Here is a 20,196-nt window from a genome sequence, read left to right as displayed (position 1 = left end):
ATACATCAGAAAATCCATGTTAGAAAGGACTGCTATGCCTGACAATCTCGCGCTTCGCATGCGCCCTAAAACCATCGACCAGGTCATTGGTCAGGAACATCTGGTCGGACCTGGAAAAATCATCCGCCGCATGGTGGAAGCTAACCGCCTGTCCTCCATGATTCTCTATGGACCTCCGGGTATCGGCAAGACCAGTATTGCCTCAGCCATCGCTGGGACTACTAAGTATGCCTTTCGGACCTTCAATGCCACTGTTGACAGCAAAAAACGTCTCCAAGAAATCGCTGAAGAGGCTAAATTCTCTGGAGGATTAGTCCTGTTACTAGACGAGATTCATCGTCTGGATAAGACAAAGCAAGACTTTCTTCTGCCACTCTTGGAAAGTGGTCTGGTTGTCATGATTGGCGCAACGACTGAAAATCCCTTCTTTTCTGTCACTCCTGCCATTCGTAGCCGTGTTCAGATTTTTGAATTAGAACCCTTGTCCAATCAAGACGTCAAAGAGGCGATTCAAATCGCTCTAACTGACCCTGAGCGTGGTTTTGACTTCCCAGTTGAGCTAGATGGGGATGCGCTGGATTTCATCGCAACCTCTACCAATGGAGACCTCCGTTCTGCCTTTAATTCACTAGATTTGGCTGTTCTCTCTACTCCCGAAAATGACAAGGGCACCCGCCATATCACTCTTGATATCATGGAAAATAGCCTGCAACGAAGCTACATTCCCATGGACAAGGATGGGGACGGTCACTATGATGTCCTTTCAGCCCTGCAAAAGTCCATCCGCGGCTCAGATGTGGATGCCAGTCTCCACTATGCGGCCCGCTTGATTGAGGCTGGAGATTTGCCCAGTCTCGCTCGTCGTTTGACCGTCATCGCTTATGAAGATATCGGTTTGGCCAATCCTGAAGCTCAGATTCATACTGTAACTGCTCTAGATGCTGCTCAAAAGATTGGCTTCCCAGAAGCTCGCATTCTCATTGCCAATGTCGTGATTGACTTGGCCCTCTCTCCAAAATCCAACTCAGCCTATGTGGCCATGGACAAGGCCCTTGCTGACCTCAAAACATCAGGTCATTTACCTATTCCGCGCCACCTGCGCGATGGCCACTACAGTGGAAGCAAGGAACTAGGGAATGCGCAAAACTATCTCTATCCGCACAACTATCCTGGAAACTGGGTCAAGCAGGACTATCTGCCAGAAAAAATTAAAGATCAGCACTACTTCACTCCGGAAGATACTGGCAAATACGAACGGGCTTTAGCTCAACGCAAGGAAACCATTGATAAATTACGGGACTTGTGAAATCCTTTTCAAATAATTGCATTTTCCTCTTGATTTTTTTTGAAAAAGTGGTATCATATAAACATAGAAACGCTGTGGTGTACGACTTCACACTTAAGTGTTGACCGACTATTTTTTGTATTATTAGGGAAACAAAAGTCTTCTAACAGCATGTAGGCCGTCTCACACGGAAACAGCTTCAGTTAGAGCGAGTTGCCCACCTGCTTAATTGCGCGGGTTCAATACAAACCGTGAAGTTTCGGCACCAATACAGCTTTTTTCTTTGCCTCCTTAGCTCAGCTGGCAGAGCAGCGGACTCTTAATCCGTGGGTCACAGGTTCGATCCCTGTAGGGGGCATCTAAATACAACAGGAAAAAGCCTTGTAAATCAAGGCTTTTTTTGCTTGTCTATAACTGATTTACCCCATCATTTGTCCCACATTTTAAATCTATCTTTTCTTTTTGAATCAAATTACATCTTTACAAATAGTGTAAAGCCAGTTACTTTTGCTTTGATTCCATACAATATTTTCATGTAGAGAAGACAAATTTTATCTTCTCTTTTTATTTTCAAAATAATAAAAACTGATTTTCTTTTCATAAATCAGACTGAAACTTCCAAATTTTCCATTTTGTTTATTGACATTTCCTCTAAAAAGGTGTATAATATTTTTATTATCAAACTATACTATACTATATAGGGGGTATTGAAATGAAATTTTCTAATCGTTTACTGCTATTCCTTGCAGGAGTTGTTTTTGTCCTTTTAGGACTTTTCCTATTTACAAACCCAGTAGCTAATCTTGTTGCTTACAGCTGGTGGATTGCATTTGGTTTACTGGTTTCTTCTATAGCAGCTATTTTAGGCTATTTCTCTGTACCAAAAGAGCTTCGCTCACCAGCTCATCTTTTCCAAGGGATTGTTAATCTTCTCTTAGCTCTTTACCTCGTTGCCTATGGCTTTGTGACGCTGCCAGTTGTCATTCCAACTATTTTAGGAATTTGGTTAATTGTAGAAGCCATTATAGTTTTCTTTAAAGGCAATCGTCTGGGATTGATTTTCCCTATTATTGGCAACCATATCATGTGGATAGCGTTGCTTGCATTTTTACTAGGTCTAGTGATTTTGTTCAATCCAGTAGCTACAAGTGTCTTTGTCGTTTATGTCGTTGCCTTTGCATTTTTAATTGTTGGTTTCACCTATATCCTTGATGCCTTTCGTAAATAATCTAGCTGCCATTTTGGGCATATTAAAATAGCTGGGAAGTTACATTCTCAGCTTTTTCTGTTGCCTCCTTAGCTCAGTTGGTAGAGCAGTAGACTCTTAAGCTATGGGGCGCAGGTTCGAGCCCTGCAGGGGGCACATCTAAATCAACAGAAATAAGCCTTGAAACCAAGGCTTTTTTTAACGTCTAATAGCTTTTTGTAGAAAAGTATTTAAAAATAAAAGAGAAGAGAATCTCTCACTCTCTTCTCAGTATATCTTATTAAATTTAGTTTTTCTTAATCTAGCTGATTTTCCTTTGCAACGACAAATTCCTTAACCAATCGATAGATAACAGCAAATATCGGTGTAAAGAATATCATCCCAAGTAAGCCAAAGAGATTGCCTCCAATACTAGCAGCCGCAAGCGTGAAAATAGCTGGCAAACCAATAGACTGACCTACAACTCTAGGATAAATAAGGTTTCCTTCAATCAGCTGTATAACTTGATATAGAAGAAGAGAAAGTAAGGCTTGAGTAGGACTCACTGTGAAGATAAAAATCGCTCCCACAACACAAGCAATCATAGGCCCTACATAAGGAATGAACGATAGCACTCCTGCAAAGATACCTGTCATTACTCCATAGGGTATCCCAAACATGCTGTAACCAACCGCTATCATAACTCCTATGATAACTGCTTCAATCAGCTGACTCATCAAAAATTGGTCATAAGTCTCTAGTGCTACTTGTCCAATGTAAGTCAACTTTATCACCACCTTCTCTGGAAGAAAAACTTTTAGAAGTCGACTCGTCATCGCTGCCAAATGTTCCTTACTGGATAAAAATAAAAAGGTGAAGACTATAATCAAAAAGGCATTCATCAAACTTGAAAAAATATTGCCGATATTACTAGTCAGACCTGATAAAAAACCTATCAAAGCTTGGCTAATAGAACTAGATTGTCCCTGTATGCCTGATACGATAGTTGACAACATGTCTTTGGTTACAAATTCCGAGCTGCCTAGCAATTTCCCAAGTTGAGTAAGGACTGTTGAAAGGACTGTTCCCAGCTGACTAATAGTCTGAGCTAGGGTTGGCAGCACCAAAACCAAAAGAGCAATCACGATTAAGATAAGAGCTAGGAAAACAAGTACCATGGCAATCGGACGACGCAACTCTGCCTTTACCTTCAATTTAACTAAGTACTGTTCAATTTTTTTCATAGGAACATTAAGCACAAAAGCAATAACAGCACCATAAATCAAGGTTGATGTTACATCAAAAAGAGAGATTGCTCCTGATATAAAGCTCGATGCATTCAGAATTACAAGAGCAACCAGCCCTATAAAAAGGATTAACGGGGTATATTTTTTAACTAAGTTCATAAATTCTCCTTAATAAACATGTTTAGATACGACTATACTATTTGGTTTTTCAAACTCTCGGTCAAGGTAGGCTTGGTAAGTTCCTGGAGCGATAAATCCTTTGGGTGAGAGGATATCGGTGCCAGCCTGACCGACTATGGTATCAGCCAAGAGCACACAGTTTGTAGATAAGACAAAGTAGGATTTAAACTTAGATTTGATAAATTTATAAAGTTCCCCATCTGTCTCATGTCTGATTTTATAAGCGTAGATGTAGTCTTCCTTACCATCACCTGTCATGATTTTATCTGCACTTGGCTCCCATGGAATCGTCAGTTGTTTCAATTCAGCCAACTTTTTCTGAACTGCTTTTTCCATTTCAGGCGTCAAATCTATCCCATAACCAAAAAGCGTTTTTTGACTCTCGCGTTTACATAGGTCAATGTACTTGTCACGATCACAGAAATATAAGACACCATCTCCTACCATGCCAAATAAGGTCTCAGAAGACGGATCATAGTTGCCATAAGAAATAACACGGCCTTGATAGCAGATATCCACATGACCAATTGCCGAAAACAGAGAGGTCTCAGCTGTATGAATAAAAATTTCAAGCTCCGCTGTCTTACCAGACTTCACCATTCCAAGATGGATATCCTCTCTCTCATCAGCATTTTCCTGCATGAATTTATTGATTTTTGCTAAAGTACTTGCAGGGATGAGAGCGGCTAGGACAATAGGTAAGCTAATTCTTACACGACGTTTGAGATGGTTTTTCCCAATTTCCTCCTCAAACAAGAAACCGTCACGGATATTGGACACACCATAAAGGAAAAAATAAGCCCCTAAAACAAAGAGTTGAAAGACAGAATTTCCCGTAGAGGACAAAAGACTAGTCCCACCAAGAAAAACTAGTACGAGTCCATCTAGTAAGAGACGAAAACGAGGTCGAATTTTGTTTTTGCGGTAGAGAACATAGGTGACAAGGTTAATACTAGCATGAAAAATCTGATAAACTCCAATCACAAGAGCCAAAATATAAATCGGCACATCCGTCGCAAGATTGGAGCCAAGCAAATATCCCAGCACTAACAATTTAACCAGTGCAACTCCCAAGGTGTCCGTTGACTGACTTTTTTTGAAAATACGTAATACTAAATCTAAGACCGTTGCTATCCAAGCTAAAAACAGAACCAGTCGAATAACCTTTACTGGCAACCAAGTCCCCGTGACCATCAAGATGAGACCTAGCAGAACAAACAAGAACCCCTGAGCAAGTAATTTCTTACCTGTCAGACCTAAAGATAGAATTTTCGCCATATAAAAACCTTTCAACAATAAAAATTAAACACTCCGATTAAACTGACTAGTAAATAGCCAACACTACAAACAGCCTGTGCCAGCAACATATGGTGACTAGAAATGACTGTAGTAATGTCACCATCTTGTCTTATGCACTTCTAAAATTTGTTTTATTGATTCGAAAACAAAGCTAATAAAAATTAACTAAACTTGAGAGATAAGTACAATTGAGACGAAAAAATGTGTAACCAATACTACTTGTAAAGGTAAGAAAGTATTATTTCTATTCTATTAATGATTTATATACTATCTATTGTGACACAATACTCACTATAATTCAACATTTTACTAATTAAAAATTATAAAATAAGTTTCAAGTCCTCATAACGCTTTGAAAAGAACAAAAAAACGGAATGAAATAACATATAATTAGATTATGAAACAAAGTTTACTAGGCACAAACTAAGATATGTTTAATCAAGCAGAGAGGGGAGATTCTGTTTCTTTAAAACAAGTTTATCCTCCCATTTGATTATGAACTTTCTTACCAAACATCTCTAATCTGATGACACTCTTCAAAAAATTTTTTTTAATTTAAAACAAAAGTCTTGCTTTTCTTTTTATTTGTGCTATACTTGTTCTTGTATCAGATACAAGTTATCTAAAGGAGTTTATATGGATACGAAATTTTCAGTAGCCTTGCACATCCTAACCATGATTAGTGAAAGCAAGGATACCTTAAGTTCACAAGCACTGGCTGAGAGCGTCGGGACCAACGCTAGTTACATTCGAAAGGTGATTGCCTTATTGAAAAATGCAGATTTGATTCATTCCCAGCAAGGAAAAACAGGTTATCAACTCAGTAAGTCTCCAAAGAAAATGACTTTACTAGAGATCTACTATGCTACTCAAGAAATCAATCACATTAGTTTATTCCCTGTTCATCAAAATAGCAATCCTGATTGCCCTGTTGGAAAACATATCCAAGGAGCAGTTTCACCGCTTTTCGCTAGTGCCGAATCTCAATTAGAGAAGGAATTAGCAAATCAAACTTTAGAAGATGTCATTGACAATCTATATAAACAAGCCAAACAAGTCCGAAACTGATTTGATAGCAAGTCAGTTTTTACTGGAGACAACATGAACTTGTATCAAATACAAGTCTATTGAATTATATTAAAAAAGAAAAGAGAAAACACATGAAAGTTGCACAACACACTACTTATAACAAAAACAATATCACACTGAACATCACAGAAATCGCTAAACCAAGTATTACAGACAAAGAAGTTTTAGTTAAAGTCACCGCAGCCGGCGTTAATCCTCTCGATAATATGATCTCTCGTGGTGAGGTTAAGATGATTGTTCCATACAAACTTCCTCAAACTGCAGGTAACGAAGTGGTTGGAATCGTTGAAAGCATTGGCAAGAAAGTTAACAACTTTCAGGTAGGAGATCGTGTCTTTGGACGTCTGCCACTTGATCATATCGGCGCCTTTGCAGAATACGTAGCTGTCGATAGCCAAGCCTTAGCCAAAGTTCCAGACTATCTATCAGACGAGGAAGCTGCTGCTGTTCCTCTTACTGCCTTGACCATTATGCAGGCTCTTGACCTCATGGGCGCTCAAGCTGGGAAAACGATCTTTATTTCTGGTGGGACTGGAGGAGTTGGTGGAATGGCCATTCCGATTGCCAAAGCAAAAGGTTTGAAAGTCATTACCAACGGTTCTGGAGATAGTGCAGAGCGTGTCTTGAAACTAGGAGCAGATAGATTTATCGATTACAAAACAGAGGATTATACAAAAACTGTTAGCCAGGTGGATTATGTCCTCGATACTCTCGGTGGAGCTGAAACTGAAAAACAAATGTCTATCATGAAAAAAGGTGGTCATCTTGTTTCACTTCGTGCCATGCCAAACGCTGCCTTTGCCAAACGCATGAACCTACCAAAATGGAAACAGATGATTCTTGGCTTGGCAGGTCGCAAATTTGATAAGATGGCGGAAAAATATGGTGTCCACTACCATTTTATCTTTGTAGAAAGCAATGGCGCTCAATTACAAGAGGTAGCTGACCTCTTTAGTAAATTAGAAATCAAACCATCTATCGATACAGTTTATCCCTTTGAAGAGGTAAATAGCGCCTTAGACAAAGTCGCTAATGGTCGCTCTCGTGGTAAAACAGTCCTCAGCTTTAAGAAATAAAAAGGAAAACACAATGTCATATCTTACAACTAAAAATCAATACATCACGGTCGACGGGAACAAAATCGCTTATCGCGAACTTAGTAAAGGCAAATCAAAACTACCTCTTCTGATGCTGGTCCATTTGGCAGCAACTCTCGATAACTGGGATCCTAAACTCTTAGACTTGATTGCTGAAAAGCACCATGTCATTGTAGTCGATCTTCCTGGAGTAGGAGCCAGTCAGGGCAAAGTTGCTCCGACTATTCCTGGAATGGCTGAGCAGACAATTGACTTTGTAAAAGCGCTTGGTTACGATAAAATCAATCTTCTTGGCCTTTCTATGGGAGGTATGATTGCCCAAGAAATCATCCGAATCAAGCCTACTCTAGTGAACCGTTTGATTTTGGCTGGAACAGGACCTCGAGGTGGAAAAGAGGTCGATAAGGTCACAGGGAAAACCTTTAGTTATATGTTTAAAGCTGGACTCGAGCGCATCGATCCTAAACGCTATATCTTCTATAATCATGATGATCAAGGGAGAATTGAAGCCTTGAAAGTCCTAGGACGAATGGGTATGAGAACAAAGGAATTTGCGGATAAAGATATGAACCTATCAGGATTCCTAACTCAACTCAAAGCTATTAAACGTTGGGGGAAAGATTCGCAAGACGACCTAAAATTTATCATCCAACCAACCTTAATCGTCAACGGGGACAAGGATATGCAGGTTCCAACGGAAAATTCTTACGATATGCATGCAAAAATCGAAAATAGTAAGCTGATCATCTATCCAAATGCTGGTCACGGTTCGATCTTCCAATATGCAGAGGAGTTTTCAAAAAAAGTCATTGCTTTCTTGGAGGACTAAGATGGTCAAAACTATTCTGATTACAGGTGCTACTGACGGTATCGGTAAACATTTGGCAAAGAAATTGGCTAGTGAAGGGCATCATGTCATCCTCCATGGTCGAAATCCTCAAAAACTTGAGCTGGCGCTTCAAGAGGTTAGGACCGTTTCCTTGAGAGGCAGAGTTTCTAGCTACCTTGCAGATTTTTCAAAATTAGATGATGTTTATCGATTTGTAGAGGAAATCAAGAGAGAATTTCAAAGTATTGATGTCTTGTTTAACAATGCAGGCCTTTATGCTGGAAAAGAACGAAAAGCGAGTGCTGAAAATGTCGAGTTGACCTTTATGTTATCTGTTCTGGTTCCCTATATTTTAACAACTAAGCTAGGTCCCTTGTTAGAAAAAGCGTCTGACGGCCGTGTCATTAATACTTCTTCCTATATGCATCATTTTGCTAAGGTTAAGGATTTAGACTTTGGATTTGAGACGAACTACAATCCTGGTTTGGCCTACAATAATTCCAAACTTTACACTATTTGGATGACACGCTATCTAGCAAGGGATTTCTTTTTAAGAGGTTCAAATATCACCATCAATTCTTACCATCCTGGCTTAATTTCAACAAACTTAGGGAATTATTCCAGTGATGAAAAGACGAAAAAGTCTCTCTTCGGACGCTTGATGAAGTCATTTTCCAAAAATCTAGACGAGGGAATTGAAACAGGCTACTATCTTACATTATCAGAAGAAATCATTGGTTTGACTGGCTACTATTTTGATGATAAAACTGTCAAAACAGTTTCTGAAAAAGGGTATACACTTGAAAAAGCTCAAGATTTAACCAATTACTGTAATGATAAAATTAAGTTATTTAAACAGAAATATGTTGAGTTTGATTAAAAATTTAATACAAGAGGAAGACTGGACAGGAACTCAATTTCAGGAGAAAACGAAGTAAATCTTCCCACAATAAAACGCATAATATCAAGGTTGTTCAAACTGGATACTGTGCGTTTTTCAGATTTCAAAGACTTTTCCTAGCCACTTTTTTGCTTCTATCTCCCCTTTTTCATGATGTATTTTCGTATAGGTGTTTCAACCATTTGAACGATTTCAAATCCTTCTTTTTGATAGAGGTGCTTGGCTACTTGATTTGCCTCGAAGACATTTAGAGAGATACTGTCTATATCTCTATTTTCAAATGCTAAACTAACAAATTTCCTTAAAGCCTGGCTACCTAAGCCTTGCCCCTGTTTCTGAGGATTGATAAAAAATCTTCCAATATGAAGATTGCTGTCTTCTTGCCTGATTTTCTGGATAAGCCCCACAAACTCTTGTCCTTCAAAGATTGAAAAGATTCCTTCCAAGTCTTGAAAGACTTGAATTGTCAAGGGGAAAGGAATCATTGGTCCCATCCATTGTTCTTGAAAGGATTTTCCAAGGGAGTTGGACCATTGGCATACGAGCTGAGCGTTTTCTGTGCTCATCTTTTCTTCAAAACGAATCATCATCTTGACCTCACTATCTTGTCTATGTTTCTTTATTATACTACTTCTACTATTTTTTACGAATAGATAAGTATGATTGATATTTATTTTTTTCTTGTCGGGAGCATTCTCGCTTCCTTTCTTGGTTTGCTCATCGACCGTTTTCCTGAGCAATCCATTATCCAACCTGCTAGTCACTGCGATTCCTGTCAGACTCGCTTGCGTCCCTTAGATTTGATTCCAATTCTCTCGCAGGTCTTCAATCGCTTTCGCTGTCGTTACTGCAAGGCTACTTATCCAGTCTGGTATGCCCTCTTTGAATTAGTCTTAGGGCTCATTTTTCTGCTTTACTATTGGGGATTACTTTCCTTGGGACAAGTCATTCTAATCACTGCTGGTTTGACCTTGGGCATCTACGACTTTCGCCATCAGGAATATCCCTTACTGGTCTGGATGACTTTCCACCTAATCCTCATGGCCTGCTCTGGTTGGAATCTAGTCATGGTCTTCTTCCTTATCCTTGGAATGTTGGCTCATTTTATCGATATTCGCATGGGCGCAGGGGATTTTCTCTTTCTAGCATCTTGTGCACTCGTCTTTAGTATGACTGAACTACTGATCTTGATTCAGTTTGCTTCTGCGACGGGGATCCTAGTTTTTCTCCTGCAAAAGAAAAAGGAAAGACTTCCTTTTGTGCCTTTCCTCTTACTTGCTGCTTGTTTGATTATTTTTGGTAAGCTACTGCTTGTTTGATAAAATCCTCAATCGGCTCTCCTTGGTGGAGAGCTTTTACAATTTTCGAACCAACGATAACGCCATCGGACACCGCATTGAAGCGTTCCACATCATCCTGACTAGATACGCCAAATCCTGTCAATACTGGGATATCAGCTACTTGATGCAGTTGAGCCAAGTGCTTGTCCAAGTCTGCACGGTAATTTCCTGATTTCCCTGTTACCCCATTGATGGCAACGGCATAGACAAAGCCTTCCGCTCCCTTGATCAACTCTTTCTGACGCTCAAGTCCTGTCGTCAAACTAACTAGGGGAATTAAAGCGATATCTGTGTTTGCCAAAAAAGGCTCCACAAAGTTGGCATGTTCATGAGGCACGTCTGGGATAATCAAGCCCTTGACCGCTGTATCTGTCAGATCTTTGACAAATTTCTCCACACCGTACTGAAAGAGGGGGTTAAAGTAGGTCATGATGACAAGTGGCACCTCAGTCTGAATGGTTTTCAAGGTTTCAACCAAAGCCTGGGTAGAGGTCCCGTGGGCTAAACTGCGCAAGCCTGCTTCTTCGATCACAGGTCCATCTGCAACTGGGTCTGAAAAGGGAATGCCCACTTCAATAGCAGAGACACCCAAATCTTCTAAAAAGTGGATTGTTTCTCCTAGTCCATCCAAACCTTTTTCGTGGTCCCCAGCCATGATATAAGGAACAAAAATTCCTTTTCCTGCTGCTTTGATAGCATTTAATTTTTCTGTTAGTGTCTTAGGCATGAGCTTCTCCCTTCTTTGCTGCATCTGCTTCTAAGCGATCTTTGACTTGAACTACATCCTTGTCCCCACGACCGGATAGGCAGACAATCATCGACTTGTCTGGTCCAAGTTCTTTGGCCAATTTCACTGCAAAGGCAATCGCATGGCTTGATTCCAAAGCTGGGATAATTCCTTCCACACGAGACAAGAGTTGGAATCCTTCCAAGGCCTCCTCGTCTGTCACAGGGACATAGCTGGCACGTTTAATATCGTGGTAGTGAGAATGTTCTGGACCGATACCAGGATAGTCCAAACCTGCTGAAATAGAGAAGGCTTCAAGAATTTGACCATGGGCATCTTGGAGCACATCCATGAGGGAACCGTGAAGAACACCTGGACGACCCTTGGTCAAGGTAGCTGCGTGGTGCTCTGTATCCACACCAAGTCCTGCTGCTTCAGCCCCATACATGGCTACTGACTCATCTTCTACAAATGGATGGAAGAGACCGATAGCATTAGAACCACCACCAACACAGGCTACTAGGGCATCTGGCAAATCTTGACCTGTCAAGTCACGGTACTGTTGTTTAGCCTCTCGACCGATGACACTTTGGAAGTCACGAACGATTTCCGGGAAAGGATGAGGCCCCAAGGCAGAACCAAGGATATAGTGGGTATCATCGATATTGGCCACCCATGAACGAAGGGCTGCATTGACCGCATCTTTGAGCACGCGCGAACCATCTGTCACGGCCTCAACCTTAGCTCCCAAAAGCTCCATACGAAAGACATTAAGGGCTTGGCGTTTGACATCTTCCTCACCCATGTAGATGGTACATTCCATGTTGAAGAGAGCTGCAGCTGTTGCAGTTGCTACACCATGCTGACCAGCACCTGTTTCAGCGATAATTTTCTTTTTGCCCATACGTTTAGCCAGAAGAACTTGCCCCAAGGCATTATTAATCTTGTGAGCTCCTGTATGGTTGAGGTCTTCCCGTTTGAGGTAAATCTTGGCTCCGCCAATATGCTGGGTCAAGTTTTTTGCGTAGTAAAGAGGCGTTTCACGTCCTACATACTGGCGCAAGAGCTGGTTTAATTCCTCTTGGAAACTGGGGTATGCCTGACTTTCACGGTAAGCCTTCTCCAACTCCAAAACTGCTGTCATCAATGTTTCTGGGACAAAACGTCCGCCGAATTTTCCGTAAAATCCATCTTTATTTGGTTCTTGATATGCCATGCTTTACCCTCTCTATAAATCTTCTAATCTTTTCATGATCTTTTTGTCCATCTGTCTCCACTCCGCTCGATACATCTACTGCATAGGGAGTAAAGTGTTGAATTGCTTTTGCTACATTGTCTTCCTTAAGCCCACCTGCTATAAAGAAGGGCTGAGCTAGTCCCGTCGTATCTAGTTGACCCCAGTCAAAGGTCTGGCCACTCCCTGCCACAGGGGCATCAAAGAGGAGATAATCCGCCTGAGAATTGGGGACATGCCCCTCTCCATCCACCTGCACGGCCTGAATACTGCTACAAGGCAAATCTTCAAACAACTCATCTGCCACCTGACCATGAACTTGAACCAAGTCCAAGCCAACTTTTTCAATTGCTTCTAGCAGTTGAGCTCGACTTGGTGAAACAAATACGCCAACTTTTTTTACATCGGAAGGAATGAGCTTTGCCAGCTCAGCAGCCTCTTCCAAGGTCACCTGCCTTTTACTAGGTGCCAAGACAAAACCGATGTAGTCCGCCCCTGCTGATACAGCTGTCTCTACTGTTTCTTTGGTCGATAATCCGCAAATTTTAACCTTTGTCAATCTGCAACTCCTTGATTCTCTGGGCCACATCTTCAGCCTGCATGAGAGCTGTCCCCACTAAAATTCCGTTAAAGTATGGTGCTACTCGTTCCGCATCCTGCCCTGTGAAAATAGCCGATTCAGAAATATACAAGCAATCATCTTTAAAGTATTTAGCCAAATCTACACTGGTCTCTAAGTCGACTTTAAAGGTGGTCAAGTTACGGTTATTGACACCAATAATCTCAGCACCAAGTCTGTGGGCTACTTCTAGTTCAGCTAGATTGTGGGTTTCCACCAAGACTTCCAGACCAAGCTCCGTCGCGTAGTCGTAAAGTTCCTTGAGACGTTCTTCTGACAAGGCAGCGACAATAAGCAAGATAACTGTCGCACCGGCATTGCGAGCGCGGATGATTTGCTTTTCATCGATGATAAAGTCCTTGTTGAGTGTCGGAATCTGTACCTGACTAGAAATCTCTCGTAGATAATCCAAATGCCCTTTAAAGAAAACTTCATCTGTCAAAACCGAAATCATCACTGCGCCGTTCGCTTCATAAGTCTGGGCCTGTTGCACAATATCCACATCGAGATTGATAGCTCCCAGACTAGGACTAGCTTTCTTGACCTCAGCGATTACCTGTAAACGGTCCTGGTGATTCTTCAAAAATTCTGCCAAGCGATAGGTCTGGCGCAAGGGCTGGATCTCCTCCAGCTCCATCTGCTCGACTTCACGCGCCTTCTGCTCTAAGATTCGTGCTAAAAATTCCTGACTCATTTTTGATACTCCTGTAACAGTCTGAGTTTTTCTAGGGCCTTACCACTAGCAATTACTCGACGGGCCAAGGCTACTCCTTCCTTGATACTAGCTACCTTACCATTAGCATAGAAACCAAGACCAGCATTCAATACTGTCGTTTCCAAGAATGGACTTGGTTCGTTTTGAAGAACGCTGAGCAAAATTTCTGCATTTTCCTGAGCATTGCCTCCACGAATATCTTCGATAGCGTAGCGTTCCATCCCCAAATCCTCTGGAGTGAAGCTGGATAAGGTAATTTCGCCATTTTCAAGAAGAGCAATATTGGTTGTTCCGTTCAAGCCAGCTTCATCCAGCCCTTCTGGTCCAGCAACCACGATGGCACGTTTGCGACCCATATTTTTCAAAACCTGAGCTGTACTTTCTAGCAGTTCTGGACGACTAATGCCAAGCAGCTGTGTTTCCAAAGCCATTGGGTGAATCAGGGGACCAGTCAAGTTCATGATCGTTGGAATTCCTAGTTCCAAACGCGCTGGCATGATGTATTTCATAGCTGGGTGCATATTTTTAGCAAAGAGAAAGACGATGCCAGTTTTATCAAAGACCTTACCTAGTTCAGCTGGTTTGAGGTCAAGATTGATGCCCAATGCTTGAAGGACATCTGCCGAACCTGATTTAGAAGAAATCGAACGGTTACCGTGCTTAGCCATGTGAATGCCACCACCAGCCAAGACAAAGGCCGCAGTTGTTGAAATGTTAAAGCTGAAAGACTTGTCCCCACCTGTACCACAGTTGTCCATTGCATCATGTATCTCAGTTGGAATATGTTGGGCATGCCCTCTCATGACTTGTGCAATGGCTGTGCGCTCTTCCGGTGTTTCCCCCTTCATCTTAAGAGCTAAAAGGAGAGAAGCAATCTGCGCTTCGGTTACACGCCCAGTTACGATACGCTCAATGACGTCCGTCATTTCCACACCTGATAAATGTTCAAATTTTGCTAGTTTTTCAATAATCTCTTTCATCCTAGTTTCCTCACTTTACAACCTTCTCGATAAAATTCCGAATAGAAGACAAGCCATCTGGCGTTCCGATACTTTCTGGATGGTACTGGAAGCCATAAATCGGCAGGCTTTTGTGTTGAATTCCCATAATAGCTTGGTCATCAGTCGAACGAGCTGTCACTTCAAAGTCTTCTGGCATTTCTTCAATCAAAATACTGTGATAACGCATGACTGGACGACCATCCTCAATGCCTTGATAGAGAACAGATGGCGCTTCAAAGCTGATATGGCTCTGTTTCCCATGCATGACTTTTGGAGCCAAGCCTAGCTTCCCACCAAAGACTTCTGCGATGGCTTGGTGTCCCAAACAAATCCCTAGAATCGGCTTCTTCCCAGCAAAATCACGAATCATGTCTTCCATCTTTCCAGCATCAACCGGCCAACCAGGACCGGGAGAAAAGACCAGACCATCTGCTTTTTCAGCTTCTTCATACAGCTTGGGATCATCATTTCTCAAGACCTGCACTTCTGCAAAATTCCCAATGTACTGCGCCAAGTTATAGGTAAAAGAATCATAGTTATCAATCAATAAAATCATGGTCTTAGTTCTCCAATTCTAGTCATAGATTTAGCCTTGTTAATGGTTTCTTGGTATTCGTTTTGGGCAATAGAGTCATAGACAATCCCTGCCCCAGCCTGCACATAGGCTGTTTGATTCTTGAGAATCATAGTTCGGATGGCAATGGCGAAATCCATATCGCCCGTCGCAGACAAGTAGCCGATTGCTCCTGCGTATACGCCTCGTTTTTCCGTCTCCAGTTCATAGATCCGTCTCATGGCCCGAATCTTTGGTGCTCCTGAAACTGTTCCAGCTGGAAGTGTAGCTTTCAAGGCATCCATGGCAGTGAGTTCTGGAAGCAAACGTCCCTTGACCACGCTGGTCAAATGCATGACATAGCGGAAGAGCTCCACTTCCATATACTTGGTGACTTGGACACTTGCCGTTTCAGCAATTCTACCGATATCGTTACGCCCCAAGTCTACTAACATTCGATGTTCTGCTGTTTCCTTCTCATCAGAAAGCAGGTCTGTCGCCAAGGCCTTGTCCTCTTCATCCGTAGCCCCTCTTGGCCGTGTACCGGCAATCGGATTGGTTGTCACGATGCCATTTTTAACTGAAACCAAACTTTCTGGACTGGCACCGATGATTTGATAATCCCCAAAATCATAAAAATAGAGGTAATTAGAAGGATTGGTCACGCGGAGATTTCTGTAGAAGTCAAATGGATTTCCAGTAACTTCTGCTGAGAAGCGCTGACTGAGTACGCATTGGAACATGTCACCATTACGAATCAAGTCGCGAGCTGTTTCGACCATTTCCTCAAACTTCTGAGGAGCGATATGCGGTTTGAAGTCCAGCGGAGATAGATCCAAATCTTCAAATTCATTTGGAGCAGGAATGCGTAATTCCTCAAGCACTTGGTTCAAGGCTTTTTCCAAGTCTTCTTGACTGCGATTGCTATAAAGAGCATCCTCTATGACATGAATTTTTTCTTTCTTGTGGTCAAAAACCATGTAGCTCTCATAGACAAAGAAATGCATGTCTGGCGTTCCAATGGTATCCTCAGGGATTTGGCCAATTTCTTCATAAAGAGAAATCATATCGTAACCGACAAAGCCAATAGCTCCCCCACCAAAAGGGAGGTCTGAATGGTGCTGGCTCTTATGAGTCACTTCATAAAGGAAATCCAAGGGATCCCGATCAATCACTTGACCATTTTGATAAAGGACTCCATTTTCAAACTTAATCTCAAAAACCGGATTATAGGCTAGGATAGAAAAACGAGCGGTTTCCTTGTCTCTCGGAATACTCTCTAAGATCACCTTGTGTTGCCCCTTTAGGCGCATATAAGCCAAGATTGGTGATAAGACATCTCCATGAATGATTCGTTCCATTGCAATTTCCCTTTCAATTTCTTATTTTTAATTTTTGGTCTTTTTTCTATTTCCCTTAAATAGTGCGGACGGGAGCAACTTTCTCCGAAATTTCATCCCTAATTTTCGAGCTCCTCGCTCATTAATTTCTAGGCTCAGGCTAAAATAGTTCCCCGAACTATTTTACTCTCAAAAATTCCGTTCTAGAGAAGCATCTTTGCTTCTCTAGAATACCACTATAGCGGGAAATAGCGGGTCAATGCTCACTTCGTTAGCAAATATTTTATAGAAATCTATCTAATGATGAAGCATAATTTAAAACTGATGACCATATCTACGATAAATATATAAAAATCCCCACGCAAAATAACTTGCGTGAGGACGAAATTCGCGGTGCCACCTCAATTATAGGATTTCCCCTATCTCTCATTCCTGTCTCAGAACCTTCCTGTAACAGGCTGTGCGATAAAGGGCACTCCCTTGAGAATTATGTTTTCTTCTCTCGTTTCAAATGGACCCAACCTTACAGCTTTCTCTGCTTGTTTCCAGCAACCACAAGCTCTCTGTGAGAGAAAAGACTGTAATTTTTCCATCTTTTATTTTTTAGCTTCTAGGTAGTCTGCAATCGCAGCTACGTCCTTGTCTCCACGACCAGAGACATTGATGATGATGATCTCATCTTTACTTAGTTTCGGTGCACGTTTAACCGCTTCTGCGATTGCGTGCGAACTTTCAATCGCTGGGATAATCCCTTCAGTCTTGCTTAGAAGGAGCAAGGCTTGAACAGCTTCTTCATCTGTCGCTGCTACGTATTCTACGCGGCCTGAATCTTTAAAGTAGGCGTGTTCTGGGCCAACCCCTGGATAGTCCAAACCAGCTGAGATAGAGTAAACTGGCGCTAGCTCTCCATCTTCCTTAAAGACTGCATAAGTCTTCATACCGTCGACAATTCCGACACTACCTTTTGTCATAGTGGCTGCGTGCTTGTCTGTGTCAAGTCCGTGACCGGCAGCTTCGACCCCAACCAATTTGACTTCTTCATCAGCCACATACTGTGAAAAAGCACCGATAGCATTAGAACCACCACCTACACAGGCAATGACGTAGTCTGGTAAACGGCCTTCTTTTTCCAAAATTTGACGGCGAGATTCTTCACTGATGACCTTTTGGAATTCATGAACAATAGTTGGATAAGGGTGAGGTCCCACAGCAGAACCTAAAACGTAGAAAGCTTCAAGGTCATTCATCCATGCTCCAAAGGCTGCATCAACCGCATCCTTCAGAGTACGTGTTCCTGTTTCAACTGCATGAACGGTCGCTCCCATCATCTCCATACGGAAGACATTGAGACCTTGACGCTCCACATCTTCTGCACCCATGTAGACATCACAGGCCATACCAAACTTGGCTGCAGCCGCTGCTGTCGCAACACCGTGTTGACCAGCTCCTGTTTCCGCAATAACACGTTTTTTGCCCATACGTTTAGCAAGAAGAATTTGTCCTAAAACGTTGTTGAGCTTGTGAGAACCAAGGTGGTTCAGGTCTTCACGTTTAAGATAAATCTTAGCACCACCTAAGTGATCTGTCAAACTTTCCGCAAAATAGAGTGGTGTTTCACGACCAGAATAATCCTTCAAGTAATGGCGAAATTCTGCCAAAAATTCTGGATCATCCTTGTACTTGTCAAATGTCACTTCCAACTCATCCAACAAAGCCTGAATCGGCTCCGGTACAAAACTACCACCAAATTGTCCAAAATATCCTTTAGTTGTCATAAAATTTTTCCTCTTTCCATATTAATTCGGCTTTTTGTTTGCTTTTAGTAGTAGGCAAGGAGCTACAGATAGAACTCAATACTCTTCGAAAATCCAATTCAAACCACGTCAACGTCGCCTTGCCGTACTCAAGTACAGCCTGCGGCTAGTTTCCTAGTTTGCTCTTTGATTTTCATTAAGTATAAGTTCATCAAAGCGACTTAAGGCCCTAATAAAAGATAAACAAAATGACCGAAAGAAAAAGCCCACACACGGAATCTACTTCCATGTGAGGGCGTTGGTAACGCGGTGCCACCTCAATTATAAAGGGACTATTCCCCTTTACATCTCTGCCTTGTCTAACAACAAGTTGCACTGTAAGGTGTGCGCACCGAATTTTCATTGTTTCAAATTCATTTTTAAAATCAGCCCATTTTCACTACTTTCAACCACCTGTTCACAACCACCACAGGCTCCCTGAAGATCAAAAATAACTACTTTTCTGATTTATTGAGAATATTATATGTTATTGTTCTATCTTTGTCAAGATTTTTTTATGATTATTTTCCAGAACCGAGGATTTCTTCAGAAATTCTCACCAAAGTCTGAACGATGTAATCAACTTCTTCATCGCTTAATTTAGTGTGAAGAGGAAGTGTGATTTCATTTTCAAAGAAGGCATAGGATTTTGGATAATCTGCCATATCAAAGCCAAGATTCTTATAGGCTGTCAAGAGCGGAAGCGGTTTGTAGTGAACGTTACTTGCAATTCCCGCCTTGGCCAATTCTTGGATGATACGATTACGATCTTCTAGACTAGCACCTTCTACATGGGTGATGTAGAGGTGACGACAAGATTCGACAGTATCAGTCTTGTGTGCCAGTGGGTGAATACGAGTACCCGCAAAGCCACGATTATAGCGATCCACGATGTCCTTACGACGTTGTAGCAAACCAGGGTAACGATCCAATTGTACCAAACCAATTGAAGCCATGATATCCGTCATGTTGCACTTATAGGCTGGTGTTACGATATCGTACTCCCATGAACCCAATTGCATCTTAGCAAGAGCATCCTTAGTCTGACCATGAAGGGAAAGGATTTGGAATTCCTTGTACATTTCTTCATCGTCAATCGCTGGATTGGCCTTCCAAGTCGCACTTCCTCCCTCAGCCGTTGTAAAGTTTTTAACGGCATGGAATGAGAAGGAAGTAAAGTCAGCGATAGAGCCAGCAGGGTGTCCTTTATAAGTTGATCCCAAAGCATGGGCACTATCAGAGACAAGCACAATACGGTTAAAGACCTTTTGCCACTTACTTGAAGCAGTAAAGAGATCGCGTTTCTTCTCCACAATTTGGAATAAACGGTCATAGTTGCAAACAATCCCTGCAAGGTCTACTGGGATGATCACCTTAGTTTTCTCAGTGATAGCTTGCTCAAGAAGGTCATAGTCCATCTCAAACGTATCTGCTTGGATATCCACCATGACAGGTGTTGCTCCTACGTGTGTGATGACACTACATGAAGCTGTATAAGTCATAGCTGGAACGATGACTTCATCACCAGGTCCCACTTCCAAAACACGTAAAATCAACTCAAGAGCGGCTGTCGCAGAGTTGAGGCAGACAGTCTTAGGTGTCTGTGTGTATTGGGACAAGCGACGCTCCAGTTCTTTTGTCTTAGGACCTGTTGTGATCCAACCAGAACGTAGGGTATCCGCTACTTCAGCAATTTCAGCTTCCGTAATATCGGGTGGTGAAAATGGAATATTGTAATTTGGCATTGATTTGCTCCTTTTA

Annotated in this window: 19 protein-coding genes, 2 tRNA genes and 2 other annotated features; of the genes, 9 read left to right on the top strand and 12 right to left on the bottom strand. The window is 41.9% G+C overall.

Annotation, left to right across the window (positions count from 1 at the left end):
- Nucleotides 1-34: 34 nt before the first annotated feature.
- The 4 genes from HMPREF1518_RS04080 to HMPREF1518_RS04065 all read left to right on the top strand — a co-directional run bounded on the left by HMPREF1518_RS04080 (nt 35) and on the right by HMPREF1518_RS04065 (nt 2,648).
- Nucleotides 35-1,306: a replication-associated recombination protein A gene (locus HMPREF1518_RS04080; protein WP_033584341.1), complete on the top strand. Its 1,272-nt coding sequence runs from the start codon at nt 35-37 to the stop codon at nt 1,304-1,306.
- A 264-nt stretch (nt 1,307-1,570) separates the two neighbouring features.
- Nucleotides 1,571-1,643 (top strand) — tRNA-Lys (locus HMPREF1518_RS04075).
- A 354-nt stretch (nt 1,644-1,997) separates the two neighbouring features.
- Nucleotides 1,998-2,513 (top strand): DUF308 domain-containing protein, encoded by a 516-nt coding sequence (locus HMPREF1518_RS04070; RefSeq protein ID WP_000672740.1) that lies wholly within the window; start codon nt 1,998-2,000, stop codon nt 2,511-2,513.
- 62 nt (nt 2,514-2,575) lie between these two features.
- Nucleotides 2,576-2,648, top strand: a tRNA-Lys gene (locus HMPREF1518_RS04065).
- Nucleotides 2,649-2,788: 140 nt separating this feature from the next.
- Here HMPREF1518_RS04065 and HMPREF1518_RS04060 read toward each other — a convergent pair.
- Both HMPREF1518_RS04060 and HMPREF1518_RS04055 read right to left on the bottom strand, forming a co-directional pair.
- Entirely contained in the window at nt 2,789-3,877 is a 1,089-nt protein-coding gene (locus HMPREF1518_RS04060) for an AI-2E family transporter (protein WP_033584339.1), read from the bottom strand.
- Nucleotides 3,878-3,886: 9 nt separating this feature from the next.
- Nucleotides 3,887-5,176, bottom strand: coding sequence for a membrane protein (locus tag HMPREF1518_RS04055; RefSeq protein WP_033584337.1), 1,290 nt, complete (start codon nt 5,174-5,176; stop codon nt 3,887-3,889).
- Nucleotides 5,177-5,833: 657 nt separating this feature from the next.
- Here HMPREF1518_RS04055 and HMPREF1518_RS04050 point away from each other — a divergent pair.
- The 4 genes from HMPREF1518_RS04050 to HMPREF1518_RS04035 all read left to right on the top strand — a co-directional run bounded on the left by HMPREF1518_RS04050 (nt 5,834) and on the right by HMPREF1518_RS04035 (nt 9,092).
- Entirely contained in the window at nt 5,834-6,265 is a 432-nt protein-coding gene (locus HMPREF1518_RS04050) for an Rrf2 family transcriptional regulator (RefSeq protein WP_033584335.1), read from the top strand.
- A 92-nt stretch (nt 6,266-6,357) separates the two neighbouring features.
- On the top strand, nt 6,358-7,362 hold the full coding sequence (locus HMPREF1518_RS04045; RefSeq protein WP_033584333.1) for an NADP-dependent oxidoreductase: 1,005 nt from the start codon (nt 6,358-6,360) through the stop codon (nt 7,360-7,362).
- 13 nt (nt 7,363-7,375) lie between these two features.
- Complete coding sequence (locus HMPREF1518_RS04040; RefSeq protein ID WP_033584331.1) at nt 7,376-8,212, top strand: alpha/beta fold hydrolase; 837 nt, start codon at nt 7,376-7,378, stop codon at nt 8,210-8,212.
- 1 nt (nt 8,213) lies between these two features.
- Nucleotides 8,214-9,092 (top strand): SDR family NAD(P)-dependent oxidoreductase, encoded by an 879-nt coding sequence (locus HMPREF1518_RS04035; RefSeq protein WP_033584329.1) that lies wholly within the window; start codon nt 8,214-8,216, stop codon nt 9,090-9,092.
- Nucleotides 9,093-9,247: 155 nt separating this feature from the next.
- Here the strand turns inward: HMPREF1518_RS04035 and HMPREF1518_RS04025 are convergent, their stop codons facing one another.
- The gene (locus HMPREF1518_RS04025) at nt 9,248-9,703 is read right to left on the bottom strand and encodes a GNAT family N-acetyltransferase (RefSeq protein ID WP_033584327.1); all 456 of its coding nucleotides are present in this window, start codon (nt 9,701-9,703) and stop codon (nt 9,248-9,250) included.
- Between the two features lie 69 nt (nt 9,704-9,772).
- Between HMPREF1518_RS04025 and HMPREF1518_RS04020 the strand changes: the two genes are divergently transcribed.
- Nucleotides 9,773-10,432 carry a prepilin peptidase gene (locus tag HMPREF1518_RS04020; RefSeq protein ID WP_033584325.1) on the top strand — a complete coding sequence of 220 codons (660 nt, stop codon included), beginning with the start codon at nt 9,773-9,775 and terminating at the stop codon, nt 10,430-10,432.
- Here the strand turns inward: HMPREF1518_RS04020 and trpA are convergent.
- From trpA to HMPREF1518_RS03970, 9 genes are all read right to left on the bottom strand, one after another.
- On the bottom strand, nt 10,404-11,180 hold the full coding sequence (trpA, locus tag HMPREF1518_RS04015; RefSeq protein WP_033584323.1) for a tryptophan synthase subunit alpha: 777 nt from the start codon (nt 11,178-11,180) through the stop codon (nt 10,404-10,406). The two genes, HMPREF1518_RS04020 and trpA, sit on opposite strands and share 29 nt — an antisense overlap.
- Nucleotides 11,173-12,396: a tryptophan synthase subunit beta gene (gene trpB / locus HMPREF1518_RS04010; protein ID WP_033584321.1), complete on the bottom strand. Its 1,224-nt coding sequence runs from the start codon at nt 12,394-12,396 to the stop codon at nt 11,173-11,175. The genes trpA and trpB (HMPREF1518_RS04010) overlap by 8 nt, the downstream gene beginning before the upstream one ends.
- Nucleotides 12,374-12,973, bottom strand: coding sequence for a phosphoribosylanthranilate isomerase (locus HMPREF1518_RS04005; RefSeq protein WP_033584319.1), 600 nt, complete (start codon nt 12,971-12,973; stop codon nt 12,374-12,376). The genes trpB (HMPREF1518_RS04010) and HMPREF1518_RS04005 overlap by 23 nt, the downstream gene beginning before the upstream one ends.
- A complete protein-coding gene (trpC, locus tag HMPREF1518_RS04000; protein ID WP_033584317.1) occupies nt 12,960-13,727 on the bottom strand; it encodes an indole-3-glycerol phosphate synthase TrpC in 768 nt (255 codons plus the stop codon). Before trpC ends, HMPREF1518_RS04005 begins: the two co-directional genes overlap by 14 nt.
- Nucleotides 13,724-14,728: an anthranilate phosphoribosyltransferase gene (trpD, locus tag HMPREF1518_RS03995; RefSeq protein ID WP_000658675.1), complete on the bottom strand. Its 1,005-nt coding sequence runs from the start codon at nt 14,726-14,728 to the stop codon at nt 13,724-13,726. Before trpD ends, trpC begins: the two co-directional genes overlap by 4 nt.
- 10 nt (nt 14,729-14,738) lie before the next feature.
- Nucleotides 14,739-15,305 (bottom strand): aminodeoxychorismate/anthranilate synthase component II, encoded by a 567-nt coding sequence (locus HMPREF1518_RS03990; protein WP_033584314.1) that lies wholly within the window; start codon nt 15,303-15,305, stop codon nt 14,739-14,741.
- Entirely contained in the window at nt 15,302-16,663 is a 1,362-nt protein-coding gene (gene trpE / locus HMPREF1518_RS03985; RefSeq protein WP_033584312.1) for an anthranilate synthase component I, read from the bottom strand. The genes HMPREF1518_RS03990 and trpE overlap by 4 nt, the downstream gene beginning before the upstream one ends.
- Before the next feature lie 353 nt (nt 16,664-17,016).
- Nucleotides 17,017-17,242 (bottom strand) — a binding site (T-box leader).
- Nucleotides 17,239-18,417 (bottom strand): tryptophan synthase subunit beta, encoded by a 1,179-nt coding sequence (gene trpB, locus HMPREF1518_RS03975; RefSeq protein ID WP_033584308.1) that lies wholly within the window; start codon nt 18,415-18,417, stop codon nt 17,239-17,241. (Overlaps the previous feature by 4 nt.)
- A gap of 267 nt (nt 18,418-18,684) precedes the next feature.
- Nucleotides 18,685-18,916 (bottom strand) — a binding site (T-box leader).
- A 40-nt stretch (nt 18,917-18,956) separates the two neighbouring features.
- Nucleotides 18,957-20,180: a DegT/DnrJ/EryC1/StrS family aminotransferase gene (locus tag HMPREF1518_RS03970; protein ID WP_033584306.1), complete on the bottom strand. Its 1,224-nt coding sequence runs from the start codon at nt 20,178-20,180 to the stop codon at nt 18,957-18,959.
- Nucleotides 20,181-20,196: the final 16 nt, after the last annotated feature.

This window comes from Streptococcus sp. SR1 (assembly GCF_000526075.1).
Taxonomy (GTDB): Bacteria; Bacillota; Bacilli; order Lactobacillales; family Streptococcaceae; genus Streptococcus; species Streptococcus halitosis.
This window is presented reverse-complemented; position numbering and strand designations above follow the sequence as displayed.

What these genes read in the sequence shown, in the direction of transcription:
- HMPREF1518_RS03990 (WP_033584314.1), bottom strand. Translation starts at nt 15,305, where the DNA reads ATGATTTTATTGATTGATAACTATGATTCTTTTACCTATAACTTGGCG.
- HMPREF1518_RS04040 (WP_033584331.1), top strand. Translation starts at nt 7,376, where the DNA reads ATGTCATATCTTACAACTAAAAATCAATACATCACGGTCGACGGGAAC.
- HMPREF1518_RS04025 (WP_033584327.1), bottom strand. Translation starts at nt 9,703, where the DNA reads ATGATGATTCGTTTTGAAGAAAAGATGAGCACAGAAAACGCTCAGCTC.
- trpE (WP_033584312.1), bottom strand. Translation starts at nt 16,663, where the DNA reads ATGGAACGAATCATTCATGGAGATGTCTTATCACCAATCTTGGCTTAT.
- trpA (WP_033584323.1), bottom strand. Translation starts at nt 11,180, where the DNA reads ATGCCTAAGACACTAACAGAAAAATTAAATGCTATCAAAGCAGCAGGA.
- HMPREF1518_RS03970 (WP_033584306.1), bottom strand. Translation starts at nt 20,180, where the DNA reads ATGCCAAATTACAATATTCCATTTTCACCACCCGATATTACGGAAGCT.
- HMPREF1518_RS04020 (WP_033584325.1), top strand. Translation starts at nt 9,773, where the DNA reads ATGATTGATATTTATTTTTTTCTTGTCGGGAGCATTCTCGCTTCCTTT.
- HMPREF1518_RS04080 (WP_033584341.1), top strand. Translation starts at nt 35, where the DNA reads ATGCCTGACAATCTCGCGCTTCGCATGCGCCCTAAAACCATCGACCAG.
- HMPREF1518_RS04050 (WP_033584335.1), top strand. Translation starts at nt 5,834, where the DNA reads ATGGATACGAAATTTTCAGTAGCCTTGCACATCCTAACCATGATTAGT.
- trpD (WP_000658675.1), bottom strand. Translation starts at nt 14,728, where the DNA reads ATGAAAGAGATTATTGAAAAACTAGCAAAATTTGAACATTTATCAGGT.
- trpC (WP_033584317.1), bottom strand. Translation starts at nt 13,727, where the DNA reads ATGAGTCAGGAATTTTTAGCACGAATCTTAGAGCAGAAGGCGCGTGAA.
- HMPREF1518_RS04045 (WP_033584333.1), top strand. Translation starts at nt 6,358, where the DNA reads ATGAAAGTTGCACAACACACTACTTATAACAAAAACAATATCACACTG.
- trpB (WP_033584321.1), bottom strand. Translation starts at nt 12,396, where the DNA reads ATGGCATATCAAGAACCAAATAAAGATGGATTTTACGGAAAATTCGGC.
- HMPREF1518_RS04035 (WP_033584329.1), top strand. Translation starts at nt 8,214, where the DNA reads ATGGTCAAAACTATTCTGATTACAGGTGCTACTGACGGTATCGGTAAA.
- HMPREF1518_RS04070 (WP_000672740.1), top strand. Translation starts at nt 1,998, where the DNA reads ATGAAATTTTCTAATCGTTTACTGCTATTCCTTGCAGGAGTTGTTTTT.
- HMPREF1518_RS04055 (WP_033584337.1), bottom strand. Translation starts at nt 5,176, where the DNA reads ATGGCGAAAATTCTATCTTTAGGTCTGACAGGTAAGAAATTACTTGCT.
- trpB (WP_033584308.1), bottom strand. Translation starts at nt 18,417, where the DNA reads ATGACAACTAAAGGATATTTTGGACAATTTGGTGGTAGTTTTGTACCG.
- HMPREF1518_RS04060 (WP_033584339.1), bottom strand. Translation starts at nt 3,877, where the DNA reads ATGAACTTAGTTAAAAAATATACCCCGTTAATCCTTTTTATAGGGCTG.